Annotated in this window: 13 protein-coding genes; 9 read left to right on the forward strand and 4 right to left on the reverse strand. The window is 59.9% G+C overall.

Annotated features, from left to right (window positions below):
• Positions 1-28 precede the first annotated feature (28 nt).
• The 3 genes from QZR14_RS15240 to QZR14_RS15250 form a co-directional block, all read right to left on the reverse strand.
• On the reverse strand, positions 29-352 hold the full coding sequence (locus QZR14_RS15240) for a helix-turn-helix domain-containing protein (RefSeq protein WP_311997004.1): 324 nt from the start codon (positions 350-352) through the stop codon (positions 29-31).
• Positions 336-590 carry a type II toxin-antitoxin system RelE family toxin gene (locus QZR14_RS15245; RefSeq protein ID WP_311997005.1) on the reverse strand — a complete coding sequence of 85 codons (255 nt, stop codon included), beginning with the start codon at positions 588-590 and terminating at the stop codon, positions 336-338. The genes QZR14_RS15240 and QZR14_RS15245 overlap by 17 nt, the downstream gene beginning before the upstream one ends.
• A 213-nt stretch (positions 591-803) precedes the next feature.
• A complete protein-coding gene (locus QZR14_RS15250) occupies positions 804-1,205 on the reverse strand; it encodes a lysozyme inhibitor LprI family protein (RefSeq protein WP_150749962.1) in 402 nt (133 codons plus the stop codon).
• A 235-nt stretch (positions 1,206-1,440) separates the two neighbouring features.
• Here QZR14_RS15250 and QZR14_RS15255 point away from each other — a divergent pair, with 235 nt between their 5' ends.
• From QZR14_RS15255 to QZR14_RS15295, 9 genes are all read left to right on the forward strand, one after another.
• Positions 1,441-2,418, forward strand: coding sequence for a dipeptidase (locus QZR14_RS15255; protein ID WP_027610650.1), 978 nt, complete (start codon positions 1,441-1,443; stop codon positions 2,416-2,418).
• A gap of 106 nt (positions 2,419-2,524) precedes the next feature.
• Positions 2,525-3,055: a DUF5943 domain-containing protein gene (locus QZR14_RS15260; protein ID WP_005792152.1), complete on the forward strand. Its 531-nt coding sequence runs from the start codon at positions 2,525-2,527 to the stop codon at positions 3,053-3,055.
• Between the two features lie 15 nt (positions 3,056-3,070).
• Positions 3,071-5,131: a dimethylglycine demethylation protein DgcA gene (gene dgcA / locus QZR14_RS15265; protein ID WP_311997006.1), complete on the forward strand. Its 2,061-nt coding sequence runs from the start codon at positions 3,071-3,073 to the stop codon at positions 5,129-5,131.
• Between the two features lie 153 nt (positions 5,132-5,284).
• Positions 5,285-7,234 (forward strand): dimethylglycine demethylation protein DgcB, encoded by a 1,950-nt coding sequence (gene dgcB / locus QZR14_RS15270; protein WP_311997007.1) that lies wholly within the window; start codon positions 5,285-5,287, stop codon positions 7,232-7,234.
• Entirely contained in the window at positions 7,234-8,454 is a 1,221-nt protein-coding gene (gene etfA / locus QZR14_RS15275; RefSeq protein WP_250605872.1) for an electron transfer flavoprotein subunit alpha, read from the forward strand. The genes dgcB and etfA overlap by 1 nt, the downstream gene beginning before the upstream one ends.
• Before the next feature lie 9 nt (positions 8,455-8,463).
• Positions 8,464-9,234 (forward strand): electron transfer flavoprotein subunit beta, encoded by a 771-nt coding sequence (gene etfB, locus QZR14_RS15280; protein ID WP_311997008.1) that lies wholly within the window; start codon positions 8,464-8,466, stop codon positions 9,232-9,234.
• A gap of 1,129 nt (positions 9,235-10,363) precedes the next feature.
• Positions 10,364-13,816 (forward strand): GMC oxidoreductase, encoded by a 3,453-nt coding sequence (locus QZR14_RS15285; RefSeq protein ID WP_311997009.1) that lies wholly within the window; start codon positions 10,364-10,366, stop codon positions 13,814-13,816.
• A gap of 164 nt (positions 13,817-13,980) precedes the next feature.
• Complete coding sequence (locus QZR14_RS15290) at positions 13,981-15,849, forward strand: hypothetical protein (RefSeq protein WP_311997010.1); 1,869 nt, start codon at positions 13,981-13,983, stop codon at positions 15,847-15,849.
• A gap of 25 nt (positions 15,850-15,874) precedes the next feature.
• Positions 15,875-17,119 carry a metallophosphoesterase family protein gene (locus QZR14_RS15295; protein ID WP_250605876.1) on the forward strand — a complete coding sequence of 415 codons (1,245 nt, stop codon included), beginning with the start codon at positions 15,875-15,877 and terminating at the stop codon, positions 17,117-17,119.
• A 115-nt stretch (positions 17,120-17,234) separates the two neighbouring features.
• On the opposite strand, the gene gbcA is transcribed toward QZR14_RS15295, so the two are convergent.
• Complete coding sequence (gbcA, locus tag QZR14_RS15300; protein ID WP_250605877.1) at positions 17,235-18,530, reverse strand: glycine-betaine demethylase subunit GbcA; 1,296 nt, start codon at positions 18,528-18,530, stop codon at positions 17,235-17,237.
• Between the last annotated feature and the right edge of the window lie 268 nt (positions 18,531-18,798).

The raw sequence follows: 18,798 nt of genomic DNA on the forward strand, positions 1-18,798 counted from the left end.
GGGAATTCCTTGAAGTGAAGAGGGCAGCTTACAGCTCAAGCTGATTGGCGGTGATGCCGAACGCCGACGCAATTTTCTCGCGTGTCGCTTTACGTGGCTTGGACACCGTTTCCTGTTGAGCAAACGCCGGTTGCGAAATACCCATGCGTTTGGCGACTTCTTCCTGAGTCAGGTTGAGGTGTTCGCGCCAGGCACGGATCGGTGTCGCTCCGTCGACCATTCGACCGACCACCTCATGCGGGATCAGATCGGGCTGCATTTTCTGCGCGACATATTGTGCGTATGGAATGACCACAAAGGCTGGTTTGCCCTCGGCGTCATTAATGATTTGGATGTCAGTAGGTGCGTTCATCGCGTTTTTTGACCTCTTGAATACTGACCACTTTGATTGCGCCATCCCAGTTGAACATGACTCGATAATTGCCGACACGCAGGCGGTAGGCGTAGTCATGGCCAATCAATGCTTTGACATTGCCCACATCAGGCATGTCGGCAAGCGCCGTAACGGCATCTCGAACCTGTACCTGATGCGCAGAGTGCAATTTCAAGAGTTGCTTAACGGCCTTTCGTGTCCAGTGGATGCTGTTCATGGAAGAATATAAGTCTTTTATAAGATTCGCGAATCTTTGCTTATATTTTTAAGGTGGCCAATCAAGAACTGTTGTCAGCATATTGCGTGAAAGGCCCGTAGATCGGAGCTTTCACGCAATAGGTGTAGGCGAAGTCGGCATGTGCCGTAAGAAGAAGAGATTCACGAGGCAATTGCAGAAAGCAGTGCCAATTTTCCTTCAAAATTTTGAGGACTATTCCTGCCCAATAGACTCCAAAAACTCCGACCGTTCATCACTCATCCGTGCCACGCAGTCATTCTGCGCAATGGTAAAAGCCTTGCTCCCCGCCGTAGCCGGGAATGCCTCAACCGCACAATCCGCATCCCGCGTCTTCAACCACTGTTGCTGGGCGGTTTTGAGTTTGGCGGTGATATCAGCCAGTTGCGTCGGGTTCTTGCCGTACGCGGTCTGCATGCGTTCGGTCAGGCTGGCGTAGTTGTCCTTGAGCAGGTCTTCGGCAGTAGTGCGGCTGTAGGTCGAGCATTCCAGGGTCTGGACGTCGTTTTCCACCGCGTCGCACGGGTTGTTGTCGGACTCTTCGGCGGCGTGTACGCCGGTTGCCATCAGTGCCAAAGCCAGGAAGATCGATTTCATTGTTGTCGCCGCTCTAATCCAGTGGTGTATCCCAAGATGCGCCAGATTCTGGCTCAAGCTGACGGGCTTGAACAGGTAGCTGATCGGAGCGTCTGGCGACCCTTTGTCGCGGATTGACGCTTTCGGCAATTCCCCTGTCGTTTTTGCACCCGGTCGCCCCTGCACCGAGGCATATGCTGGCCCCAAAGCGCCGGCAGACGATTCGGCGCATGAATCGCCAATAAGGGGACGCCTGATGAGCCCAGCCGAATTACACGCCGACAGCATCGTTATCGACGGTCTGATCATTGCCAAATGGAACCGCGAGCTGTTTGAAGACATGCGCAAGGGCGGTCTGACGGCGGCCAACTGCACTGTGTCGGTGTGGGAAGGCTTTCAGGCGACCGTGAACAATATTGCTGCCAGCCAGAAGCTGATCCGCGAAAACAGCGATCTGGTGATGCCGGTGCGCACCACCGCCGACATCCGCCGCGCCAAAGAGCAAGGCAAGACCGGCATCCTCTTCGGCTTCCAGAATGCCCACGCGTTTGAAGACCAGATCGGCTACGTCGAGGTGTTCAAGCAGCTCGGCGTCGGCATCGTGCAGATGTGCTACAACACCCAGAACCTGGTCGGCACCGGTTGCTACGAGCGTGACGGTGGCCTGTCGGGCTTCGGTCGCGAGATCGTCGCCGAGATGAACCGCGTCGGCGTCATGTGCGACCTGTCCCACGTCGGTTCCAAGACCTCGGAAGAAGTCATCCTCGAATCGAAAAAACCGGTCTGTTATTCCCACTGCCTGCCGTCGGGTCTCAAAGAGCACCCGCGCAACAAGTCTGATGAAGAGCTGAAGTTCATTGCCGACCACGGCGGTTTTGTCGGCGTGACCATGTTCGCGCCGTTCCTCGCCAAGGGTATCGATTCGACCATCGACGACTACGCCGAAGCCATCGAATACACCATGAACATCGTCGGCGAAGACGCCATCGGCATCGGCACCGACTTCACCCAGGGTCACGGTCAGGACTTCTTCGAATACCTGACCCACGACAAGGGCTACGCCCGCCGTCTGACCAGCTTCGGCAAGATCATCAACCCGCTGGGCATCCGCACCGTCGGCGAGTTCCCGAACCTGACCGAAACCCTGCTCAAGCGCGGCCATTCCGAGCGCGTGGTACGCAAGATCATGGGCGAGAACTGGGTCAACGTCCTCAAGGACGTCTGGGGCGAGTAACGCTGACTCAAGACCGCCGCCGATCTGCCCCCTCTCCTGTGGGAGAGGGCTGGGGTGAGGGCAGCGGTCATCACTGAATCCACTATTTTTCTGGAGTTAAGTTTCCATGGCCAAGATCGCCCCGCAATTGCCAATCGAAGTCGACAGCGAAACCGGTGTCTGGACCTCCGACGCCCTGCCGATGCTGTACGTGCCGCGTCACTTCTTCGTCAACAACCACATGGGCATCGAAGAGGTTCTGGGCGCTGACGCCTACGCCGAGATCCTCTACAAGGCCGGCTACAAATCCGCCTGGCACTGGTGTGAAAAAGAAGCTGAATGCCACGGCCTGGAAGGCGTCGCGGTGTTCGAGCACTACATGAAGCGCCTGTCGCAACGCGGCTGGGGCCTGTTCAAGATCCAGGACATCGACCTCGACAAAGGCACCGCCAGCGTCAAGCTCGAACACTCGGCATTCGTCTATGTGTACGGCAAGGTTGGGCGCAAGGTCGACTACATGTTCACCGGCTGGTTTGCCGGGGCCATGGATCAGATTCTTGAGGCTCGCGGCAGCAAGATTCGCACTGTCGCCGAGCAAGTCTACGGTGGCTCCGAAGAAGGCCACGACGACGGCCTGTTCACCGTCAAGCCGTTGTAAGTCGAGGAACCCGCCATGGCTTTCGAAGCAATGTTCCAGCCGATCCAGATCGGCAAACTGACCATCCGCAACCGCGTGCTCAGCACCGCGCACGCCGAGGTCTACGCAACGGACGGCGGCATGACCACCGAGCGCTACGTCAAGTATTACGAAGAGAAAGCCAAGGGCGGCATCGGCCTGGCGATTTGCGGCGGCTCCTCTGTGGTCGCCATCGACAGCCCGCAGGAGTGGTGGAGCTCGGTCAACTTGTCGACCGACCGGATCATTCCGCATTTCCAGAATCTGGCCGACGCCATGCACAAGCATGGCGCCAAGATCATGATTCAGATTACCCACATGGGCCGGCGCTCGCGCTGGGACGGCTTCAACTGGCCGACCCTGATGTCGCCGTCGGGTATCCGTGAGCCGGTGCACCGCGCCACCTGCAAAACCATCGAACCGGAAGAAATCTGGCGGGTGATCGGCAACTACGCCCAGGCCGCGCGCCGGGCCAAGGCCGGTGGCCTCGACGGCGTTGAGCTGTCAGCTGTGCACCAACACATGATCGACCAGTTCTGGAGCCCGCGCGTCAACAAGCGTACCGACGAATGGGGCGGCACCTTCGAAGGCCGGATGAAGTTCGGGCTGGAAGTGTTGAAAGCCGTGCGCGCCGAGGTCGGTGACGACTTCTGCGTGGGCATGCGTCTGTGCGGTGACGAGTTCCACCCGGACGGCTTGTCCCACGAGGACATGAAGCAGATCGCCAAGTATTACGACGACACCGGCATGCTCGATTTCATCGGTGTTGTCGGCTCGGGTTGTGACACTCACAACACCCTGGCCAACGTGATTCCGAACATGAGTTATCCACCGGAGCCGTTCCTGCATCTGGCCGCCGGGATCAAGGAAGTGGTCAAGGTGCCGGTGCTGCACGCACAGAACATCAAGGACCCGAACCAGGCTACGCGCATCCTTGAAGGCGGTTACGTCGACATGGTTGGCATGACCCGCGCGCACATCGCCGACCCGCACCTGATCGCCAAGATCAAGATGGGCCAGATCGACCAGATCAAACAGTGTGTCGGTGCCAACTATTGCATCGACCGCCAGTATCAAGGCCTCGACGTGTTGTGCATCCAGAACGCCGCGACGTCCCGTGAATACATGGGCGTGCCGCACATCATCGAGAAATCCACCGGACCGAAACGCAAGGTTGTGATCGTCGGTGCCGGCCCGGCCGGTATGGAAGCGGCACGCGTGGCCGCCGAACGCGGCCACGATGTGACCCTGTTCGAGAAGAAGGAATTCATCGGCGGCCAGATCACCACCGCATCGAAAGCGCCGCAGCGTGACCAGATCGCCGGCATCACCCGCTGGTTCCAGCTGGAACTGGCGCGGCTGAAAGTCGATCTGCGTCTGGGCACGGCGGCCGATGCCGAGACCATCATGGACTTGCGTCCGGACGTGGTGGTGCTGGCGGTCGGCGGGCATCCGTACCTGGAGCAAAACGAGCACTGGGGCGCCGCCGAAGGACTGGTAGTCAGCAGCTGGGACGTGCTCGACGGCAAGGTTGCGCCGGGCAAGAACGTGCTGGTCTACGACACCATTTGCGAGTTCACCGGGATGTCGGTTGCCGACTTCCTCGCCGACAAGGGCAGCCAGGTCGAGATCGTCACCGACGACATCAAACCGGGTGTGGCCATCGGCGGTACGTCGTTCCCGACCTACTACCGCAGCATGTACCCGAAAGAAGTGATCATGACCGGCGACATGATGCTCGAGAAGGTCTACCGCGAAGGCGACAAACTGGTCGCGGTGCTGGAGAACGAATACACCGGCGCCAAAGAGGAGCGGGTGGTCGATCAGGTGGTGGTGGAAAACGGTGTGCGTCCGGATGAGGAAATCTACTACGCGCTCAAAGAAGGTTCGCGTAACAAGGGCCAGATCGACGTCGAAGCGTTGTTCGCGATCCAGCCGCAACCTTCGCTGAGCACCACCGGCGACGGCTACTTGCTGTTCCGCATCGGCGACTGCGTGGCGCAGCGCAACACACACGCCGCCATCTACGACGCCCTGCGGCTCTGCAAGGATTTCTAAGGACTTGCACCAAACCCTGTGGGAGCGAGCCTGCTCGCGAATGCAATCTGTCAGTGAAAGATGAGCTGACTGATTCACCGCTTTCGCGAGCAGGCTCGCTCCCACAGTAAAGCGGATCGTGTTTCTCCAGGTTGTACTGGTGGGAGCTTCACCATGTTGAACACCCTTCTTCCAATCCTGTTGTTCGCAGCCTTGGGCCTTGGTGTCCTTGGCGCGTTGCGGCGGGTAGCGATGTGGCGTCGGGGCCGGGCCTCGAAGGTCGATCTGATCGGCGGCCTGTTCGCCATGCCCAAGCGCTATATGGTCGATTTGCACCATGTCGTGGCGCGGGACAAATACATCGCCAACACCCACGTGGCCACGGCCGGCGGTGCGGTGGCGTCGATTGTGCTGGCGCTGCTGGTGCACGGTTTCGGCCTGCATAACCGCATCCTCGGTTACGCCTTGCTGCTGATGACGGCAGTGATGTTTGTCGGTGCGATTTTCGTTTACCTGCGTCGGCGCAATCCGCCGGCACGGTTGTCGAAAGGCCCGTGGATGCGCCTGCCGAAAAGCCTGCTGGCGTTCTCGGCGTCGTTCTTTCTGCTGACCTTGCCGGTGGCCGGGATTCTTCCGGAGAACTTCGGTGGCTGGCTGCTCGCGGCCATCTTGGGAGTCGGCGTGCTGTGGGGCGTGTCGGAATTGTTCTTCGGCATGACCTGGGGCGGGCCGATGAAGCACGCCTTCGCCGGTGCCCTGCATCTGGCCTGGCACCGTCGCGCCGAACGCTTTGGCGGCGGCCGTTCCACCGGTTTGAAACCGCTGGATCTGAACGACCCGAGCGCGCCACTGGGCGTGGAAAAACCCAAGGACTTCACCTGGAACCAGTTGCTCGGTTTCGACGCCTGCGTGCAGTGCGGCAAGTGCGAAGCCGCGTGCCCGGCGTTCGCTGCCGGTCAGCCGCTGAACCCGAAGAAACTGATTCAGGACATGGTCGTCGGCCTGGCTGGCGGCACCGATGCAAAATTCGCCGGCAGCCCGTATCCCGGCAAACCAGTGGGCGAACACAGCGGCAATCCGCATCAACCGATCGTCAACGGTCTGGTCGATGCCGAAACCCTGTGGTCATGCACCACTTGCCGCGCCTGCGTCGAGGAATGCCCGATGATGATCGAGCACGTCGACGCCATCGTCGACATGCGCCGTCACCTCACTCTGGAAAAAGGCGCGACGCCGAACAAGGGCGCTGAAGTCCTGGAAAACCTCATCGCTACCGACAACCCCGGCGGTTTCGCCCCGGGCGGGCGGATGAACTGGGCGGCAGACCTGAACCTCAATCTGCTCAGCGAGAAAAAATCCACCGACGTGTTGTTCTGGGTCGGCGACGGTGCCTTCGACATGCGCAACCAGCGCACCTTGCGCGCGTTCGTGAAAGTGCTGAAAGCGGCAAAAATCGACTTCGCCGTACTCGGCCTTGAAGAGCGAGACAGCGGCGATGTCGCACGGCGTCTCGGCGATGAAGCGACCTTCCAGTTGCTCGCCAAACGCAACATCCAGACCCTGGCCAAATACAGCTTCAACCGCATCGTCACCTGCGATCCGCATAGCTTCCATGTGCTGAAAAACGAGTACGGCGCGTTCGATGGCAACTATCTGGTGCAGCACCACAGCACCTACATGGCGGAAATCATTCAGGCCGGCGCGCTCAACCTCGGGCAGCACAAAGGCAACAGCGTGACCTATCACGATCCGTGCTACCTCGGCCGCTACAACGGCGAGTACGAAGCGCCGCGTGAAGTACTGCGTGCGCTCGGTATCGAAGTCAAAGAGATGCAACGTTCCGGCTACCGCTCGCGCTGCTGCGGCGGCGGTGGTGGGGCGCCAATCACTGACATTCCGGGCAAGCAGCGGATTCCTGATATGCGCATGGAAGACATCCGCGAGACCGGCGCCGAACTGGTGGCCGTGGGTTGTCCACAGTGCACGGCGATGCTCGAAGGCGTGGTCGAACCGCGTCCGCTGATCAAGGACATCGCCGAACTGGTGGCCGACGCACTGCTCGAAGACGCCGCGCCGAACAAGCCTGCCACCCCGGCCAAACGTGAACCTGCGGAGGCCCACTGATGAGCGACATTATCCGCCGCGACCCGCGCGCCGAATGGATTGCGCGTAACCGCCTGCACCCGCTGCACGCGGCGATGCAACCGGCGCAACACAGCTGGATGGGGCCTAACGGCGTCATTCGCAAGAATCTGCATGGGATCGGTTTTATCGGCCCCAACGGCATCAAGCGTATCGACCGCAGCGGCGCGCAACAGGGCGGGGCGGTCAAACGCTCGGCGACGGTTGAGGTGCAACTGCCGCTGCATCAGGTGCCGGCCCCGGCTTTCTATATCAGCGTAGTGCCGGACATGGTTGGCGGTCGCTTGAGCAGCCACGATCGTGACTTGCTTGGCCTCGCTCATCAGCTCGCCGGTAATGACGGCGCAGTGTTGGCGGTGGTCTTTGGCGAGCATAAGGAAAACGCCTTCGCGACCGCAGGCGTGGATCGCTTGCTGGTGCTGGAAGGCGAACAGTTCAGCGGTTATGCACCGGAGCAGCGAGTGCAAGGTCTGCGCGCTGTGGATAACCAGTTCAATCCGCGCCACTGGCTGCTGCCTGACAGTCGCAGTGGTGGCGGTGAACTCGGTCGGCGCTTTGCCGCGGCACTGGGCGAGCGCCCGGCGACGCGGGTCTGGCAGGTCAAGGATCAGGAGTGCATCGGCCGCGCTGGCGCTGGGCTGCAAGACCTTGCCCGTCCCGTCGCACGGTTGATTCTGGCCGCGGCAGAATGCGCCGAGCCGGTCAGTGAAACCCGTCACGAAGCATTGCCGGTGGAGTTATCCACAAGTGTCGCGCGCAGTCTTTCGCGGATCGAAGATCTCGGCGCTGTTGCGGTCGACCCGGCGGCGATTCCAATGGCCGAAGCCGAATTCATCTTCTCCGGCGGTAACGGCGTCAAGGATTGGGCGTTGTTCCACGAAACGGCGGCGGCACTCGGTGCTACCGAAGGCGCGTCGCGGGTGGCGGTGGACGATGGCTTCATGGCCCGTGATCGTCAGGTCGGTGCGTCCGGCACCTGGGTTACCGCGCGGGTGTATGTGGCTGTGGGTATCTCCGGAGCGATCCAGCACCTGCAAGGCATCGGTGCCTGCGACAAGGTCGTGGCGATCAACCTTGATCCAGGTTGCGACATGATCAAACGTGCCGATCTCTCGGTGATTGGCGAGAGCGCAGAGATTCTGCAAGCGTTGATCGAAGCGGTCGCGGCTTACCGCAACGAAGCCAAGCGCGATGCGGCTTAAGGAAACGCTATGAACACGAAAGTTATCAGTCTGGTTTCCATCGGCGCTCACCCGACTTCCGGGCGGCCACGCCGTGCTGATCAGGATGCGCGCGCCGTGGAACTGGGTTTGCAACTGGCTGGGGATAACCTGCAAGTGCTGCATGCCGGGGATGTCGCGGAGCCGGCATTGCGCGCCTATTTGGGTATGGGTCTTGAGCAGATGCATGTGCTGGAGCAACCGGCTGGTGCCGATGCGCTGCCGGCGTTGACCGAGTATCTGCGTGATGCCGGTGCGCAAGTGGTGTTGACCGGCAGCCAGGCGGAAACCGGCGAAGGTTCGGGGATGCTGCCGTTTTTGCTGGCGGAAGGTCTGGGCTGGCCGTTGGTGGTGGGCCTGGCGCAGGTCGAGTCGATCAATGACGGTTCAGCACTGGTGCTGCAAGCGTTGCCGCGCGGGCAGCGGCGTCGGTTGAAAGTGAAACTGCCGTTTCTGGCGACTGTGGATAACGCTGCGCCGAAGCCACGGCAAAGCGCCTACGGGCCGGCGCGACGCGGGGTCTTGCAGGCTGAAGACATCGAAGTTGTCGACGACGAACTCCTGGCGGTCGGCACCCTGCAACCGGCCAAACCACGGCCCAAACGCCTGAAAGTGATCAAGGCCAAAAGCGGGGCAGACCGGATGAAGGCCGCGACGGCCAAGGCAAGTGGGGGCGGGGGGCAGGTGCTCAAGGGTGTTACTGCACAGGCTGGCGCTGAAGCGATTCTCAAGTTGCTGATTGAAGAAGGTGTGGTTCGCTGAAAAGCCCCTCACCCTAGCCCTCTCCCAGAGGGAGAGGGGACCGACCGAGTGGTATTGGCTAATTACATCGACCTGCGATTGCGCGGTGACCTTGGTCTGGCTAAGCCTGAGATCACAATGTTCGTTCAGGTCGGTGGAGTTTGAACAGGCGATGCGGTCGGCTCCCTCTCCCTTTGGGAGAGGGCTGGGGTGAGGGGGAGTGTTTACCCACAATCCCTGTTGGCGGATCTGTGGATAACGTGTTCGCCCCTCTCTGCACCCCACGTCAATCAAGCCCTACAGCTCTCCGATCAAAAAACAACCAGCCTAAGTTACGGATTTTCTGAGCTTTTTATCTTGGATAACTGAATAAGTTGCCCCCAATCTCTGTTGGCGCTTCTGTGGATAAGATGTTCGCTATCCGCTGAAGCCCATACAAAACGTGGCTTTCGAAAGGGTGATCAAAAAACAGTCAATTCGTCAGTTTCCGCACTTAATTCCCACGCAAACCCCGATTTCACACAACCTCCAACGCTTTTCCACAGACAAGACAAAGTTACCCCCGATCTCTGTTGGCGCTTCTGTGGATAACGTGTTTGCCATCCGCTACAGGCTATGAAAACCGTGGCTTACAGAGATATGATCAAAAAACAACCAATGCGTCCAGCAAACTGTCTTTCTGGATAAGTCACGATTTTTCTTCACAAATCAGCGAGTTATTTTTCCAGTCATCCACAGTTACCCCCATTTGCTGTGGGTGGCTATGTGGATAACTTGTTTGCCAAACCCTACAGGCCCCGTCCGGCATAGTCCAAACGGCAATTGATCACATTTCATACAGTTCTAAGGCGTTGCCTTGACTTCGATTCCTGCGCTGTCTTCACTGCAATGGCACAAGGACAGCCGTCAGTTATCCACATCAGGTTCTGGGAGAACGCATGATGGATAGTCAGCCGCACCGCCCCCCGCCCTCGCCACGCAAGCGCACGCTCCGGCGCGCCGCCAATCAGCACGCTCGCCTGTAGCGCGCCACACCCGCCAGACCGCTGTGCTGTCGCCGGACTTGATCCGGTGGCCAGGTGCCCGTTCGCCCATCGATTGCAGGCAACCGCAGAGTTGCCCCCATCTGCCTGATTAGAGGAACCACCTCATGACACGGATCGCAACGCCCATCAGCGAGATCAAGGAACACTACGATGTGATCGTTATCGGTTCAGGCTACGGCGGCGGCATTGCTGCCTCGCGCCTGTCCCGTGCCGGCAAACGTGTGTGCCTGCTCGAACGCGGTCGGGAAATCCAGCCCGGCGAATACCCCAACACCATGATCGCCGCCACCGAGGAACTGCAGGTGCATGACCCGGACGGCCATATCGGCTCACGCACCGGGCTGTTCGACTTGCATGTGAATGCCCAGCAGAACGTCGTGGTCGGTTGCGGCCTCGGTGGCACGTCGCTGATCAATGCCAACGTTGCTCTGGAGCCGGAGCCCGGCGTATTCGACGATCCGCGCTGGCCGCAAGCGGTGCGCGAACACCGCGACACGCTGCTCAAGGACGGTTATGCCCGCGCCCGGGAAATGCTCAAACCCAATCCCTACCCGAGCACTGCACCCGACCTGCCGAAACTCGACGCCAACAAGAAATCCGCGGATTACCTCAAGCAAGGCGCGCATTTCTACAAGCCGCCGATCAACGTGACCTTCGACAAACTGCCAAACAACCTCAACCATGTCGGCGTCGAGCAACTGCCGTGCAACCAGTGCGGCGACTGCGTGTCGGGCTGTAACAACAAGGCCAAGAACACCACGCTGATGAACTACCTGCCAGACGCCTGGAACCACGGCGCGGAGATTTTCTGCCAGGCCGAAGTGCGGCACCTGGAGCGCGACGGTGAGGGCTGGATCGTGCACTTCCAGTACCTGGACAGCGGTCGCGAGAAGTTTTCCGCGCCTACCTTGTTTGTGAAGGCCGACATCGTCGTGGTCTCCGCCGGCACCCTCGGCTCCACGGAAATTCTTCTGCGCACGCGTGACAAAGGCGTGGTGATGTCCGGCCAGCTCGGTGAGAACATGAGCGGCAACGGCGACATCCTCGGCTTCGGCCACAACTGCGAACAAACCATCAACGGCATCGGTTTCGGTGCGCACCCGGCCAAGGAACTGCACCCGGTCGGCCCGTGCATCACCTCGGTCATCGACATGCGTACCGAAGGTGACTGGCGCAGCCGTATGGTCATTGAAGAAGGCTCGATCCCCGGCGCCCTCGGCCGGCCGATGGTGCCGGCCATGGCCGGGTTTGCCGAGATGATCGGCGTGGCCACGGATGACAGCTTCAGCGGCAAGGTCAAATACAAGGCGCGTGAAGCGGAAAGCTTTCTGCGCGGCCCGTATTACGGCGCACTGCACAACATGCAGACCTACCTGATCATGAGTCACGACAGCGGCCAGGGGCGGATGGTCCTCGATAACAAGGATCAATTGCGCATCGATTGGCCGGGCGTTGGCGAGCAGGAGAACTTCAAACTCGGCAACGAACGTTTGCAGCAGAGCACCAAGGCGCTGGGCGGGGTCTGGGTGGAAAACCCGATCTGGACCAAACTGCTCAAGCACAGCATCGTCTCGGTGCATCCGTTGGGCGGTTGCGTGATGGGCGAAGACGCGGCGCAGGGCGTGGTCAATCACAAGGGCCAGGTGTTCAGCGGCGCCAGTGGCACCGATGTTTACGCCAATCTCTACGTGACCGATGGCGCGGTGATTCCGACGTCGCTGGCGGTTAATCCACTGCTGACCATCTCGGCTGTGAGTGAGCGCAACATGGGCCTGCTCGCCGCCGACCGAGGCTGGCAGATCGACTACACGCTGCCTTCCGCGCCGCGCAAACAGGTGGCGCCACCGACCCTCGGCGTGCAGTTCACCGAAACCATGAAAGGCTATTTCTCCCGGGCTTTCACCGCTGCGCAAAGCACTGATCTGAAAGTCTACGAAGCGGCGGCCAAACGCGGCGAGGCGGACAACTCGCCGATCGACTTCACCCTGACCATCACCGCCAACGACCTTAACCGGATGATCAAGGAGCCGGAACACGCAGCAACCATTGTCGGCACGGTGATTGCTCCGGCACTGTCGCCACAACCGCTGACCGCCAGCAATGGCGTGTTCAACCTGTTCGAGCAATTCGAGCAACAGGTCGATACGCGCCACATGAAATACGACATGAAACTGACCGCCGAGGACGGTAACGACTATTTCTTCAGCGCCTTCAAAACCGTGCCGGAAGACAACGGCGTGCTGAATATCTGGCACGACACCAGCACGCTGTACGTGACGCTGTATCGCGGGCCGGACAAGTCGGGCGAGGTGATCGGCTCCGGGGTGATGCACATTCATCCGACCGATTTCGCCAAACAGATGACCACCATGAAAGTGCTCAATGCGCGCAACGAACGCGAGCGCATTGAAGGCCTGGCGCGTTTCGGCAAGTTCTTCGCCGGGATCCTCTGGGAGAGTTACGGCGGGGTGTTTGCCGGGGATATCTACTTCAATCCCGACGCGCCGCCCCGGTTGAAACGGCCCTTGGATGCGCCAACCCCGGCAGTGCATTTCTTCCCTACCGAGGATGGCGTCGAACTGCGCCTGACCCGTTACCAGGCCGGCAGCAAAGGCCCGGTGATGCTGGTGCATGGCCTGGGCGTGGGCTCGAATATCTTCTCTACCGACACGATTCAGACCAACCTGTTGGAGTACCTGTGCAAGCACGATTACGACGTCTGGCTGCTTGATTTTCGCGTGAGCATTCTGCTGCCGGCGAGCAAGAAGGAGTGGAACGGCGACCAGATCGCCCGATACGACTTCAAGGCGGCCATCGCGCAGATTCAGCAGGAAACCAACGCCCGCGATGTGCAGTGCGTGGTGCATTGCTACGGCGCAACGACCTTCTTTATGTCGCTGCTCGCAGGATTGCAGGGCGTGCGTTCGGTGGTCTGCTCGCAGATTGCCGCTGACACCGTGGTCGCCACTGCCACAGGGTTGAAGGCCGGATTGCACCTGCCGGGCATGCTCGATGCGATCGGCATCAAGTCGATGACCGCTTACGCCGACAGCAAGGAAAACTGGTTCAACAAACTTTACGACAAGGCCCTCAACGGCTACGCGCGGATCGAGGCGCAGGGTTATTGCACCAACCCGGTGTGCCACCGCATCACCTTCATGTATGCGTCGCTGTATCGCCACGACACCCTCAACGAAACCCTGCACGACAACCTGCACGAGCTGTTCGGCGAGTCGAACATCGAGACTTTCGAGCACCTGGCGCTGATCGTGCGCAAAGGGCACCTGGTGGACTTCAAAGGCAACGATGTGTACATGCCGCACTTTGATCGGCTGACCATGCCGATCTGCTTTATCAGCGGCGTCGACAACCAGTGTTACCTGCCGGAAAGCACCCTCAAGACTTACCAGCGTTTGTGCGAAGTCAACGGGCCGGAGCGCTACAGCCGGCAGGTGGTGCCGGGCTACGGCCATATCGACTGCATGTTCGGCAAGAATGCGGTGGTCGATGTGTATCCGATCATCCTTGAACACCTGGAGAAAACTGCCCTCGGCTGACTGCAGACCGAGTCGAACGCTTCGCGAGCAGGCTCGCTCCCACAGGGTTTTGTGCCAGTCACAAAACCAGTGGGCATCCCCAATCCAATGTGGGAGCGAGCCTGCTCGCGAAAGCGGTGCATCTGGCACAACACCTCTCAGGTCTGCACAAGGAAATGGATGATATGGACAGCTACATCCGCTGGTTTCAACGTTTCATCTGGCTAGGCATTGCAATGAACATGGTGTTCGCCATCCCCGCGCTGTTCGCGCCGGGGTTGCTGACATCGGTGGTCGGGCTGCCGCCGCAACTCTCCGATCCGTGGCTGGAAAACGCCGGGATGCTGCTGGTCGGCATCAGCGTGTTTTATATGCCGTCTGGCTTCAACGCGCCGCGCTACGTGGTGCATTCCTGGCTGTGCGTACTGACGCGGTTGATCGCTGTGATCTTCTGGATTTATCTGATCAACACCAGCACCCAGGGTTCGGTGTTCGTGCCGATGCTGATGGGCGATCTGAGCTTCTTTCTGATCCTCGGCATTTTGCTCTACCTCGGCACCACGCCAGAGAACCGGCCATGGGCGTTGCTCGGCGATGGCTGGCGCGAGTGGCGTGCGGCGTGGCAGCGGCAATGGCAGAGTCACGCGTTCAAGGTCGGCACGCTGGTTGTCGTCGCGGTGCTGGGTTTTATCGGTTACCAAACCTGGTATCAGATGCTGCGGGTGGTGCCGGAGCAGGAATACGCCTCCGACGAAGACCACTACAAATACGCCGCCATTGGCCTCGGCATCGAAGCGCGCATCCCGTATTACCTGTTCGCCGTGTTGCCGCAGATGTGCCCGGAGAAAATGCCCAAACCCGGTGGCTGGGAGGTTTTCGGTTTCCTCTTTGAAAACGGCAAGGACCTGCCGATCGGCATGGCCAAGCGGCAGATCGGCTACCCGACGGTAGAGCCGAACTGTGCGCTGTGCCACACCGGTTCCTACCGGGCCAATGCCAGCGACGTCGCCGTCAATGTGCCGAGCGCGCCGGCCAACACCCTGCAACTGCAAGCCTTCCAGTGGTTCGCCTACGATTGCGCCAGTGATCCGAAATTCACCACCGACGCGGTGATGGCGGCTATCAACAGCAAATTTCAGTTGGGCTTCTTCGAGAAGCTGTACAACCGCTACCTGATCATGCCGATGGCGAAAACCGCTTTGCTCAAGCAGAAGCAGGCTTACGCCTGGCAGAAGCTGCGCCCGCAACAGGGCCCGGGCCGCACCGACACCTTCAACCCGACGAAAATGGTGGTGTTCGGCTTCCCGGATGACTCGACGATCGGCACCGTCGACCTGCCGCAAGTGTGGAACCAGAAACCACGCGAATCGATGTACCTGCACTGGGACGGCAATAACAACAAGATCCACGAACGCAACTACGCCGCCGCGATGGCCGTGGGCGCGACGCCGGAATCGGTGCTGCCGCCGAGCTTCAACCGCGTGACCAACTGGCTGCTCGGGCACAAGGCGCCGGCGTGGCCGTGGGCGCTGGATCAGGCGAAAGTCGCCCAGGGCAAACCGATCTGGGAAGCCAATTGCGCCGCTTGTCACGACTTCGGACGTGCCGACACCGGGCAAGTGACCACCAACATCGATCAACTGGGCACCGATCCACATCGGCTGGACTCGTTTACCACCGGTCTGGTGAACGCATTCCACACCTTCAAGAAACCGCCGTTCGATTTCGGCGCGTATCGCAAGACCCAGAGCTACAGCAACACGCCCACCGACGGCGTCTGGCTGCGCGCGCCGTACCTGCACAACGGTTCGGTGCCGACCCTGTGGGACTTGCTGCAACCGCCGGAAAAACGTCCGCAGGTGTTCATCACCGGCTCCGACATTTACGACCCGGTCAACGTCGGTTTCGTCACCAGCGGCGCCCAGGCCAAAGCCTCGGCGGACTTCAAATACGACACGCGCCTGGAGGGCAATCACAACAGCGGTCACCTGTACGGCACGAGCCTGTCGGACGACGACAAGCGTGCATTGATCGAATTCATGAAAACCCTGTGAACCCTTACGGAGAGAGGATTACACCATGTCACTGGTCAGTCATTGGGAACACGAATACGACAAGGTCAAACTGCGCATTCACGGCTTGTTCACGCGTATGGAAATGGCCTGGATGAAGCTCATCAGCGAGCTGGAGCCGCAGGAGTTTCAGGCCATCATCAAGTTGCTGCAGCGGGGGCATGATCAGGCGCATTACGTGCTGAAGAACGGCGAGTTGCCGGACGACGAACCGAGCGTACCCTGGGAGTTGTCCCACGGTTTGTCGATCCTGCGCATCGGTAACGCCGCGCCGTTGCCGCAGTCCACCGATCAACTGGCGACCCGGGTACTCAAGGACGGCAGCCTGCTTGGCTGTCGTAAGTGGGAACTGCTGGATCTGCTGTGGAGCGAGGCGCTGTTGAAGTGGATCGAGAACCTGCGCCATCACGCGACGTTCGGCACGGACCCGGCGGTGGTGCAAATGGAGCGCGACGTGACCCTGGCGATTGCCGGCGACTGGGGCACCGGGCCGTTCGACAGTCATGCGCCGGCGGTGTCGGTGGCCAATCAGATGCAACTGGCCCAGGCCGATTTCACCATTCACTTGGGCGATGTGTATTACGCCGGCAGTCACTCCCAGGAAGACGTCGACATGGCCGGTTGGCCGCTGGGCACACACGGCTCGTTCACCCTCAATTCGAACCACGAGATGTACAGCGGTGCCCACGGTTATTTCAAGGAGCTGGCCAAGCGTTTTCCCGGGCAGCAGGGCACCAGTTACTTCGCCTTGATCAACGATGACTGGCTGGTGGTCGGACTCGATTCCGCGTACGCGTCCGATGCTATGAACCTGTACATGGACGGCACCTTGAACGAGCCGCAGATCCAGTGGATGAAAGGCCTGCCGAAACGCAAAAAGCTCATGGTGCTCAGCCATCACCAGGGCTTCGATATTTCCGGGCACAACAAGACTGCGCTCTATCAACCGGTGTGCGATGCACTGGGGCGCGAGCCGGATTACTGGTATTGGGGGCATCTGCACAACGGCATTGTTTATGCGCAGCAGGGCGGTTTGCATGCGCGTTGCGCCGGGCACGGGGCGATTCCCTATGGCAATGCCAGCGAACTGAACGGGCATTCACGGGTGTTGTGGTCGGAGACCCAGGATGCCAATGACCCGGCATATCCGCTGCGGGTGTTGAACGGCTACGCGAAGATCCGGTTGGTGGGGGAGGAGATATTTGAGGAGTTTATTGGGGAGGACGGATCGGTGAGGTGGTCATCGAAGTGATGCGGTGACTGTTCTGACGCTATCGCTGGCAAGCCAGCTCCCACAGGTTTTGCGGTGTACACGGAATCTGTGAACACCATCAACCACTGTGGGAGCTGGCTTGCCAGCGATGCTTTTAGCCTTGGACCGGGACGCCTTTGAGGTACGGTGCTGGCTCGGCGCCAAGGTTGTTCAGCATCCGCTCGCTGTACCAGTCGACGAAGTTGACCACGCCAAACTCATAGGTCTTGGAATAAGGCCCAGGCTGGTAAGCGGTGGAGTTGATCCCGCGCTGGTTCTCTTCGGCCAGACGACGATCCTGATCGTTGGTCGCGTCCCACACCTGACGCATACGTTCCACGTCGTAATCGACACCCTCAACCGCATCCTTGTGCACCAGCCATTTGGTGGTAACCATGGTTTCCTGCGCGCTGATCGGCCACACGGTGAAGACGATGATGTGGTCGCCCATGCAGTGGTTCCACGAGTGCGGCAGGTGCAGGATGCGCATCGACCCCAGATCCGGGTTTTTGATGCGGCCCATCAGTTTCGCGCAGCCCTGTTTGCCGTCGAGGGTCATCGACACGGTGCCTTTGAGCAGCGGCATGCGCACGATACGGTTGCGCAGGCCGAAGCTGGCGTGGGCGTAAGGAATCTTCTCGGCTTCCCAGGCTGCGGCAGAAGCGGCGACGTGATCCTTGAACGCCTGATCGGCGCGCGGGTCGGTGACGTCGTCCCACTCCAGCAGGGTTTTCAGCAGTTCCGGGTGCGACGCGTTGCAGTGGTAGCACTCGCGGTTGTTTTCCAGCACCAGTTTCCAGTTGGCCTTTTCCATCAAGGTGGTGGTAATTGCCACCTTGGTGTTCTCCATGTCGTACGGTTCCATGTAATGGTTCAGCGTCGACAGGAAGTCATCGATGGCCGGTGGATTGTCCGCCAGGCTGATGAAGATATAGCCGCCAGCAGTTTTCACGTTCACCGGTTTCAGGCCGTATTGCTTCATGTCGAAGTCGGCGCCCATTTCGGTGCCGGCGAACAGCAGGCGCCCGTCCAGCTCGTAGGTCCACTGGTGATAGTGGCAGACCAGTTTGGCGACCTTGCCTTTTTCGCTGGTGCACAGGCGCGAGCCACGGTGGCGACAGACGTTGTGGAACGCGTGCACCACGCCTTCGGCGCCACGAATGACGATGATCGGGTTTTTGCCGACCTGCAGGGTCAGGTAGTTGCCCTTGGCCGGGATTTCGCAGGTCATGCCGGCGATCAACCACTCTTTCTGGAAGATTTCCTGCATGTCGATATCGAACAGCCGCTCGTCGCTATAAAACGGTTGCGGCAGCGAGAACGTGCGCTCGCGTTCTTGCAGCATTTGTGCGGTGGCCTTGCGTGCGGGTTCCAGCGGATCGCCCAGGCTGATTTTTGCGGTGACGTCCATCGATGTGATCCTCGAGGCCATTCTGTGTGGCCGATGAAAAGTGGCTGATCAGGGGTGCTACGCAAGGTGTAAAGGTTTCGTCTTGGTGTGAGGCGAGTGTGGGGCCGGCGCTGCCGCGAACCTTATCCATGGGCGACATGGTGCAATCTGTTCCCGACGCGCAACCCCCGGTGGTTGGGGGCTGGTCGCGATAAGTATGCCGATGTCGCGGATAGGTAAACGGGCGGTCTGCGCTATACGCAGAATCGCCACATGAAGGCCGACAGTC

Origin of the sequence: Pseudomonas sp. rhizo66 (assembly GCF_031931925.1) — a bacterium.
GTDB lineage: Bacteria > Pseudomonadota > Gammaproteobacteria > Pseudomonadales > Pseudomonadaceae > Aquipseudomonas.

Excerpts from the sequence above, each read along its gene's own strand:
- QZR14_RS15245 (WP_311997005.1), bottom strand. The coding sequence starts at position 590 with ATGAACAGCATCCACTGGACACGAAAGGCCGTTAAGCAACTCTTGAAA.
- etfA (WP_250605872.1), top strand. The coding sequence starts at position 7,234 with ATGAGCGACATTATCCGCCGCGACCCGCGCGCCGAATGGATTGCGCGT.
- QZR14_RS15255 (WP_027610650.1), top strand. The coding sequence starts at position 1,441 with ATGAGCCCAGCCGAATTACACGCCGACAGCATCGTTATCGACGGTCTG.
- QZR14_RS15295 (WP_250605876.1), top strand. The coding sequence starts at position 15,875 with ATGTCACTGGTCAGTCATTGGGAACACGAATACGACAAGGTCAAACTG.
- QZR14_RS15285 (WP_311997009.1), top strand. The coding sequence starts at position 10,364 with ATGACACGGATCGCAACGCCCATCAGCGAGATCAAGGAACACTACGAT.
- etfB (WP_311997008.1), top strand. The coding sequence starts at position 8,464 with ATGAACACGAAAGTTATCAGTCTGGTTTCCATCGGCGCTCACCCGACT.
- QZR14_RS15260 (WP_005792152.1), top strand. The coding sequence starts at position 2,525 with ATGGCCAAGATCGCCCCGCAATTGCCAATCGAAGTCGACAGCGAAACC.
- QZR14_RS15290 (WP_311997010.1), top strand. The coding sequence starts at position 13,981 with ATGGACAGCTACATCCGCTGGTTTCAACGTTTCATCTGGCTAGGCATT.
- dgcA (WP_311997006.1), top strand. The coding sequence starts at position 3,071 with ATGGCTTTCGAAGCAATGTTCCAGCCGATCCAGATCGGCAAACTGACC.
- QZR14_RS15240 (WP_311997004.1), bottom strand. The coding sequence starts at position 352 with ATGAACGCACCTACTGACATCCAAATCATTAATGACGCCGAGGGCAAA.
- QZR14_RS15250 (WP_150749962.1), bottom strand. The coding sequence starts at position 1,205 with ATGAAATCGATCTTCCTGGCTTTGGCACTGATGGCAACCGGCGTACAC.
- dgcB (WP_311997007.1), top strand. The coding sequence starts at position 5,285 with ATGTTGAACACCCTTCTTCCAATCCTGTTGTTCGCAGCCTTGGGCCTT.
- gbcA (WP_250605877.1), bottom strand. The coding sequence starts at position 18,530 with ATGGACGTCACCGCAAAAATCAGCCTGGGCGATCCGCTGGAACCCGCA.